The sequence below is a fragment of the Neisseria sp. HMSC065D04 genome (assembly GCF_001815675.1).
In the GTDB taxonomy this organism is placed as follows: Bacteria; Pseudomonadota; Gammaproteobacteria; order Burkholderiales; family Neisseriaceae; genus Neisseria.
In genome coordinates this window covers 79,404-86,907 of the sequence record NZ_KV821499.1, presented here as the reverse complement: position 1 = coordinate 86,907, position 7,504 = coordinate 79,404, and the positions used below count along the sequence as shown (strand labels likewise).

At 51.2% G+C, this 7,504-nt stretch carries 7 protein-coding genes and 1 pseudogene; 2 read left to right on the top strand and 6 right to left on the bottom strand.

Annotated elements, in window-relative coordinates; translation table 11 throughout:
- Positions 1-134 precede the first annotated feature (134 nt).
- A complete protein-coding gene (bioB, locus tag HMPREF3050_RS05020) occupies positions 135-1,187 on the bottom strand; it encodes a biotin synthase BioB (protein ID WP_049222757.1) in 1,053 nt (350 codons plus the stop codon).
- 329 nt (positions 1,188-1,516) lie between these two features.
- On the opposite strand from bioB, the pseudogene HMPREF3050_RS14995 reads away from it, so the two are divergent.
- Together HMPREF3050_RS14995 and HMPREF3050_RS05015 are read left to right on the top strand one after the other, a co-directional pair.
- A pseudogene (locus tag HMPREF3050_RS14995) lies at positions 1,517-1,641 on the top strand (IS5/IS1182 family transposase); the annotation flags it as partial.
- 57 nt (positions 1,642-1,698) lie between these two features.
- A complete protein-coding gene (locus HMPREF3050_RS05015) occupies positions 1,699-2,139 on the top strand; it encodes a methionine ABC transporter permease (protein WP_246830226.1) in 441 nt (146 codons plus the stop codon).
- A 131-nt stretch (positions 2,140-2,270) separates the two neighbouring features.
- On the opposite strand, the gene HMPREF3050_RS05010 is transcribed toward HMPREF3050_RS05015, so the two are convergent.
- The 5 genes from HMPREF3050_RS05010 to mreC are packed head-to-tail and all read right to left on the bottom strand — an operon-like array spanning position 2,271 to position 7,494.
- Positions 2,271-2,927: a MarC family protein gene (locus HMPREF3050_RS05010; RefSeq protein WP_070773797.1), complete on the bottom strand. Its 657-nt coding sequence runs from the start codon at positions 2,925-2,927 to the stop codon at positions 2,271-2,273.
- 11 nt (positions 2,928-2,938) lie between these two features.
- Positions 2,939-4,102 carry a rod shape-determining protein RodA gene (gene rodA, locus HMPREF3050_RS05005; RefSeq protein WP_070773795.1) on the bottom strand — a complete coding sequence of 388 codons (1,164 nt, stop codon included), beginning with the start codon at positions 4,100-4,102 and terminating at the stop codon, positions 2,939-2,941.
- The gene (gene mrdA / locus HMPREF3050_RS05000; protein ID WP_094113327.1) at positions 4,095-6,134 is read right to left on the bottom strand and encodes a penicillin-binding protein 2; all 2,040 of its coding nucleotides are present in this window, start codon (positions 6,132-6,134) and stop codon (positions 4,095-4,097) included. The genes rodA and mrdA overlap by 8 nt, the downstream gene beginning before the upstream one ends.
- 9 nt (positions 6,135-6,143) lie before the next feature.
- Positions 6,144-6,647: a rod shape-determining protein MreD gene (gene mreD, locus HMPREF3050_RS04995; protein ID WP_070773793.1), complete on the bottom strand. Its 504-nt coding sequence runs from the start codon at positions 6,645-6,647 to the stop codon at positions 6,144-6,146.
- Between the two features lie 7 nt (positions 6,648-6,654).
- The gene (gene mreC, locus HMPREF3050_RS04990) at positions 6,655-7,494 is read right to left on the bottom strand and encodes a rod shape-determining protein MreC (RefSeq protein ID WP_070773791.1); all 840 of its coding nucleotides are present in this window, start codon (positions 7,492-7,494) and stop codon (positions 6,655-6,657) included.
- Positions 7,495-7,504 lie beyond the last annotated feature (10 nt).

The window sequence follows — 7,504 nt, the reverse complement described above, 5'->3', positions numbered from 1 at the left end:
TTGTCCTGATTTAAATTTAATCCACTATAAAAAGAGTTTTCAAAGATAAAGGTCGTCTGAAATCGTGTTTGAAGCATTGGCTTTGTAAACACAGTTTTCAGACGACCTTGTTTATTGGGAATAGGCAAAAACGATTAATAATCCACCTTAATCTTGGGCGTTTCCTGCGCCGCTTCGTACTCTTCTTCCAACTCAAACCGCAGCGGGTACAAATCCAGTTTTTCCATCAGCAGGCGGTCGCCGTCTTCGTCGGGGTTTTCGGTGGTTAAGAGCTTGTCGCCGTAGAAAATCGAGTTCGCGCCCGCCATAAAACACATTGCCTGCATGGATTCGGGCATACCCGAGCGTCCGGCGGAAAGGCGGACGTAGCTGTGTGGCATGGTAATCCTCGCCACGGCGATGGTACGGACGAACTCCGTCCAATCCAAATCTTCGGCATCGGCCAGCGGCGTGCCTTCCACTTTGACCAACTGGTTAATCGGCACACTTTCGGGCTGCGGGTCGAGGTTGGCGAGGCTGGCAATCAGCCCGGCGCGCTCGGCGCGGGTTTCGTTCATGCCGACGATGCCGCCGCAGCAGACTTTCAAACCGGCGTTGCGGACTTTGCCCAAGGTGTCCATGCGGTCTTCGTGTTTGCGCGTGTGGATGATGTCGTTGTAACGTTCGGGGTCGGTATCGAGGTTGTGGTTGTAATAGTCCAAACCTGCTTTTTTGAAATCTTCCGCCATGCCGTCTTCAAGCATACCGAACGTGCCGCAGGTTTCCATGCCTAAGCCCTTCACGGCTTTGATGATTGCGGAAACCGTCTCCACATCTTTCGGTTTGGGGCCGCGCCATGCCGCGCCCATGCAGAAACGGCTTGCGCCGCGCGATTTGGCGATTTTGGCTTTTTCGACGATTTCATCCACATCCATCATCTGCTCTTTGCCCAGATTGGTGTTGTGGTGCGCCGATTGCGGGCAGTAGGCGCAGTCTTCGGGGCAGCCGCCGGTTTTGATGGACAACAGGGTGGAAAGCTGGATTTCGCGCGGGTTGAAATTCTGGCGGTGGATTTCGGCGGCTTGGTAAACGAGGTCGAGGAAGGGCAGTCCGAACAGTGCTTCGACATCGCATTTTTTCCAATAACGCGCGGTTGGATGCGGCTTGCGCTCGGTCTTACGGCGCAAGGCGACGGGAGAGATGGTCATAGTGTGTTCTTTCGTATTTACAGCGGCGCAATGACGCTGACTGCCTGACTACCGGCGCAATGACGGCAGCGGCGTGGTTAGATAAGTTGACATCGATGTTATTTGCCTCAAAGGGTAAAATCATTCAAATACTTGAACAATTTTGGCAGCCCATAAAATCATAAGACTGCTACCCTACTCTCGATGCCGCATGGAGTGTAACGCTTTTGAAAACTCAGGGCAAAATTTTTTAGCTTCTCATTCAAGAAATAAACTGAATTTCCTATTTCCATTGATGGGAACCAAATTTTCAGACGACCTCCAATAAGCGGAACAAATTTATCCATGTGCGATATTTAAGCAGATTCAAACATATAGTGGATTAACTCTAAATCAGGACAAGGCGACGAAGCCGCAGACAGTACAGATAGTACGGCAAGGCGAGGCAACGCCGTACTGGTTTAAATTTAATCCACTATAGAATCGATAAATTAATCACATTGCACTATGACTATATTAAAAAAGGAATATGATGAATCAGCCTAAAATTAAAGCATATTGGAAATCTGCCGCTATGCTGCTGGTTGCATTTGGCGTACAAACACTCTTGTTTTTATTATTGCTTTACATGTATGTTTTAGATAAAGGAAATCCATCCGTTTTAGAGATATTGAGCAGTGTTTTGATTTTCGCTGCCCATGCTCTGCCCGCCATGCTGCTATGCACCCTTGTCGCGAAACGTTTGTGCTTGCGGCGCAGTGTAGCAGGAACGCTGTTGTTTGCATTGCTTTCAGCGGCAGGTGTGGTAATCACGATTGCGGCATCTGAAGGGATATTGATGCTGATATATCAGCGTTCAACGACATTGGATTGGCAAATGTACACCGGAGTTGGAATAATGGGTGCAATTGCAGGCGCGATTGCTTCTTTGCTGTTGCCAAGGTCGTATGAAAGCAAATCCCTCAATAAATAGTGACATAGTTTTGACGATTGTATTTTGGATAGATATTTGCGCTATAGACTAAAGGTCGTCTGAAACTTAGTTTCAGATGACCTTTTTCCTTAATAAAGATGGACAGTTTGCCTTCTATACACCCCGATGAACTAGCCTGCCAGTTGCGGGAAAATGGATTTCAATCCCGCGACGATGATTTCTACGGAGACGGCGGCAAGCATCATGCCCATGATGCGGTTAAGGATGGTCAACCCTGTCGTGCCCAGTTTTTTGCTGATTCGCCCGGCGACGATGAGGATGGCGTAGCAAATCAGGCTGACGAGGAAGCCTGCGGTAAGGATCAAAGCAATATCGCTGTAATTTTTGGCGGCTGAGGCGTAGATGATCACGGTAGAGATACCGCCCGGACCGATGGTGATGGGAATAGCGACGGGAACGACGGCGATGGCTTTGGCGTTTTTCTGGATGTGTGGTACAACGCCCTCTTCTTTGTCTCCACCGATATTTTGTTTGGCGGGGTTATCGTTGCCGTTCATCATGGAGATGGCGATAAGCAATACCAAAATACCGCCGCCGACTTGGAAGGAACCGACGCTGATGCCCAATATTTTCAACAACATCCCGCCCATCAAGGTGAAGACGGCAATGACGATGAAGACGGCGAGCGCGGCGGTGCGGGCAATGCGGCGTTTTTCTTTGGTGCTGTGATCCTGCGTCAAATCAAGGTAAATCGAGAGCGCGCTGAACGGGTTGATCAGTACAAGGAAGGCAACCAAAAGTTTGCCGATTTCTACACCTAATTCCATTTTTTATTCCCTTATTGGTTTTTTGTAGAGACGTTTACGTCCGCTTTGTCATTGAATTCGTAGCGGCGTTTGGTTTTGTGCTCGCTGGAAATACCCATGAGCAGCGCAAGTACGGTCATGATGGAGAGCGTTGCAGTGCCGCCATAGCTGACCAACGGCAGGGGAACACCAACAACGGGCAAAATGCCGCTCACCATACCCATGTTCACAAAGGCGTAGCAGAAAAAGGTCATGGTCAATGCGCCGGCAAGCGTGCGGCTGTAAAGCGATTGGGCTTTGGCGGCAATCAGCAGTCCGCGCGTCAGGATAACGAGGTAAACCAGCAGCAGCAAGATGTTGCCGATCAAACCGAATTCTTCGCCATATACGGCAAAAATGAAGTCGGTCGTGGACTCTGGAATGTAATCCAAATGCGTTTGTGTGCCGTTGAGCCAGCCTTTCCCCCAAACACCGCCCGAACCGATGGCAATCATGGACTGGATGATGTGGTAGCCTGCGCCCAAAGGGTCCTGCGTCGGGTCAAACAGCGTCAGGACGCGGGTTTTCTGATAGTCGTGCATCCCATAGTTCCACAAAAGCGGTAATGCGGCAACAAAGGAGATGATGGCGGCAAAGATGACTTTCCACGGCAGACCTGCGAAAAAGACGATGAAAATACCCGATGCCATAATCAAAACCGCCGTACCCAAGTCGGGCTGTTTCAAAATCAGCGCAACGGGGATGAGGATTAAAAGCATGGCGATGACGTAGTGAAACCATTTCAGACGACCTTCGTGCCGCTGGAAGTACCAAGCGACGGTCATGGGTAGGACGATTTTCATGATTTCGGAAGGCTGGATGCGCGTGAAGCCGAGCTCCAGCCAGCGGGTAGAGCCATTGACGGTTACGCCCGCAACTTCGACGGCGACAAGCAGCAACACGCCAATCAGGTACATCGGCAGCGCAACCTTTGCGGCATCACGCGGCTTGAATGAGGCGACAAACCACAACAGGGCGAAGCCGACGACCGTATGCAGGGTTTTGTGTTCAAGCTGGCCGAAATCCTGCCCGTCCGCCGAATAGAGCAAAAACAGGCTCATGATGTAGATGGCGAGCATGGGGAAAAACAGCCACGGATCTATCGGAGCAGATACGGTGCGCTTGATTTTTGCCCACATTCCAACCGTTTCATTCATGATTTGCTTCCTCCTGTTTCAGACCGTAGGCTTTTTGGAATATGGTCGGCGGTTGGGGTTGTGTGCGGTGTTGTTGCGGTTCGGGCATTCCGCCTGCGTCGGAGTCGTCTGAAAATTGCTGCGGCTTGACATTGAGCATATAAAAATCGGTCAGGCTGCGGGCAAGCGGTGCGGCGTAGGCACCCCAGCCGCCGTTTTCCAGAATTACGGCAATGGCGATTTCAGGCTTCTCCAAGGGGGCGAACGAAATAAACCACGCATGGTCGCGGTGTTGCTCGCGCAAAGCTGCGGCGTTGTAACGACCGCCCTGCTTGATTTGCACAACCTGCGCCGTGCCCGTTTTGCCGCCCATGCTGTAAGCCAATCCGCCGCCGATGCGGTGTGCCGTACCGCCCGGTTTCAAGACTTTCTCCATCGCCTGTTTGACGTATTCGAAGTTATCTTGTTTGAACGGGATTTTGTATTCAGGATTGGGATTGATACGCGTGATTTTTCGTTTGTCGAAATCCAACAATTCTTTCACCAAATGCGGCTGATAAACCACGCCGTTATTGGCGAGCGAAGCGGTGGCGTGTGCCATTTGCAGCGGGGTGTAAGCGTTGTAACCCTGCCCGATGCTGACCGAGACCATCTCGCCTGCGCGCCATTCTTTGGCGGTAGGATCGGACGATTTGGCAAAGCGTTTCGCCTTCCATTCGCGGCTGGGCAAAACGCCCGTATATTCGCTGGGCAGGTCGATGCCGGTTTTTTTACCGAAACCGAATTGCGCTAAATACGGCGATGCTTTGTCTATGCCCATTTCGTAGCCCAAGCGGTAGAAAAAGGTATCGGACGACACCTGTATCGCCTTGCTCAAATTTGCCGAACCGTGACCGCTGCGTACGGAATCTCGGAAGACGTGGCGGCTGCCGGGAATGCTCCATGCGCCGGGCGCGGGAACGACCGTCGTTTGGGTAATTTTGCCGCTTTCCAGCAAAGCCATGCCCATAAACGGCTTAAACGTCGAGCCCGGCGGATACAGACCTTGCGTTACGCGGTTGACCAACGGTTTTTTCCAGTCATCATTCAAGGCTTTCCAAGTTTCGCTGTCGATGCCGTCGATAAAGAGGTTGGGATCGAAAGAAGGCTTGGAAACGAAAGCCAACACCGTACCGTCTTGCGGATTGATGGCGACAATCGCCCCGCGCCTGTCTCCCAATATTTTGTCCGCCTCTTGTTGCATGCGGATGTCCATGCCCAAGCGCAAAGTTTGCCCCATGCGTGAGGGTACGTTTTTCAAGACGCGCACAATATTGCCGTAAGCGTCTTTTTCCACTTCTTGATAGCCGGGCGCGCCATGAAGCTGCGGTTCGTAATATTTTTCCAGCCCCGATTTACCAATGTGCGTGCTGCCGCGATAGAGCGCAGTCAAGCCCTCTTCTTCCAAAATTTCCTGATCTTTGTCGCTGATGCGGCCGATGTAGCCTAAAAAGTGTGAAGTCAGTTTGCCATAAGGATACTCGCGGAAAGTGCGCGAATTGACTTCTACGCCTTTAAATTCATTAAGATGTACGGATAATTTCGCCGCTTCTTCATCTGTCAGGCGCAGTTTGAGCGGGATGTTTTCAAATTTTCGGTAGCTTTCGCGGTATTTGTGGAAACGCTTCAAATCGGTAGGCGTAATATCGACATACTTCCGCAGGGCTTCGATGACATCCTCCATCTTACCCTCAATACGGCTGGGGATGACTTCCAGCGAAAACACGGGATAGTTTTTTGCCAACGGTACGCCGTTGACATCTACGATTTCGCCGCGGACAGGCGGAGTCGGAATTAATGTGATGCGGTTGCTGGATGCCTGCCCGGAAAAATCGTCATGCCGGAACACCTGCAAATAAACAAACCGAGCCACCAATGCGGCAAACAGAACCACAATCAGGATAAACACTACCAGCAGACGCAATAAAGAATCGGCTTGCGCCGCCTTTGCAGTCTGTGTTTTACCGCCACCGCCATTTTTCAGACGACGTTTCATAGTATTCAGTATAGACATGGTTTCACGTTATCTGTTGGCGCGATAGAAATTGGTCAGCATCAGCATCAACTGGCTCAAGAAAGGCCAAAGCAGCGCGCCTGCCAAAGGCGCGATGAAACTTTGCCAAGTAATGATTTGGTTGTTGAGGAACAGGCGCGCCGCCACCAAGACCGCCTGATGGCAGAACAATGCTGCCAATACCGCCCCAATCTGCATGATGTGGCCGTAGAGCATGATTTGACGGCGCGTGTTCAAGACGAAATACACCATGACCGTATAAGACAATGCGTGCAGCCCCAAAGTTGCTGCCGTTGCGGCATCGACTATCAGGCCGAGCAAAAACGCAATGCCCATGCCGACGCGTTGGGGATGATGCATAGACCAATAAAGCAGCATCAGCGCAGTCAGTTCGGGCAGCCAAAAAAACACATCAAAGGGAAAAGGCATGAAATCGACAAGCATGGTTACGGCAAAACTTGCCGCAATCACGCCGACGGGCATGGCACGGTAGGAATCGTCAAAATTGTTCATGAATGATTTATTGGGAAGAATGGGAAGAAGACAGAACCAAAACAAAGCGGCTGCGGCGCAAGGCGGCAAACGGGGTCAGTTCTGTGTCGTAATAAGGCGTACCTGAAGCGCGGACGACTTTATCCACGCGGGCTACGGGAATACCTGCCGGATAAATACCGTCCAAGCCAGAGGTAATCAAAACATCCTGCGGCTTCAAATCCGATCCCGTCGGGAAATAACGCAAATCCAAACCCACACCGTTGCCGTAGGCGAGATTGCGTTCGCCCGTCCGCTCAACGGCAACGGGGACGATACTTTGTGCAGCCGCCATCAGCTCGACTTCCGCACTGTTTGCGTGAACCAATGTAATCCGCCCGATTAAGCCGTTTTGGTCGATAACGGCATCGCCTGCCACCACCCCTTCGCCACTGCCTTTATTGATAACCAAACGTTCGGACAGCGGGTCTTTGCCACTGGACAATACTTCAGCACCGATGACATTGCTTATGCCTTTTTGTTGCAAGCCGTATAGCTTTTTCAGTTCCTGCAATTCGCTCAGATTGACCTTGTCACGTTGAAGCTGGATTTTCAGACGACCGTTTTCCTCCAAAAGGAGACGGTTTTGTTCCAACAGCTCGGTTTGTGATTGAGATTGGTTGGAAAAATATTGATAGAGACGGACCGGCTGGTTTGCCAGCCATTGCACCGGATAAAGAATCTCCGCCGCCGCAGTGCGCACGGGCTGCATCAGGTTGAAACGGCCGTCCGCCACCATAATGCCGGCACCCAGCAAAAGATACGCAATAAAACGAGGCAACAGCTTTTGGCCCTTTGCCTCGTCAAACCGTAAAGAAGAATGTTCCATTTCAGCCTGC

What these genes read in the sequence shown, in the direction of transcription:
- HMPREF3050_RS05015 (WP_246830226.1), top strand. Translation starts at nt 1,699, where the DNA reads ATGAATCAGCCTAAAATTAAAGCATATTGGAAATCTGCCGCTATGCTG.
- mreC (WP_070773791.1), bottom strand. Translation starts at nt 7,494, where the DNA reads ATGGAACATTCTTCTTTACGGTTTGACGAGGCAAAGGGCCAAAAGCTG.
- mreD (WP_070773793.1), bottom strand. Translation starts at nt 6,647, where the DNA reads ATGAACAATTTTGACGATTCCTACCGTGCCATGCCCGTCGGCGTGATT.
- bioB (WP_049222757.1), bottom strand. Translation starts at nt 1,187, where the DNA reads ATGACCATCTCTCCCGTCGCCTTGCGCCGTAAGACCGAGCGCAAGCCG.
- HMPREF3050_RS05010 (WP_070773797.1), bottom strand. Translation starts at nt 2,927, where the DNA reads ATGGAATTAGGTGTAGAAATCGGCAAACTTTTGGTTGCCTTCCTTGTA.
- rodA (WP_070773795.1), bottom strand. Translation starts at nt 4,102, where the DNA reads ATGAATGAAACGGTTGGAATGTGGGCAAAAATCAAGCGCACCGTATCT.
- mrdA (WP_094113327.1), bottom strand. Translation starts at nt 6,134, where the DNA reads ATGTCTATACTGAATACTATGAAACGTCGTCTGAAAAATGGCGGTGGC.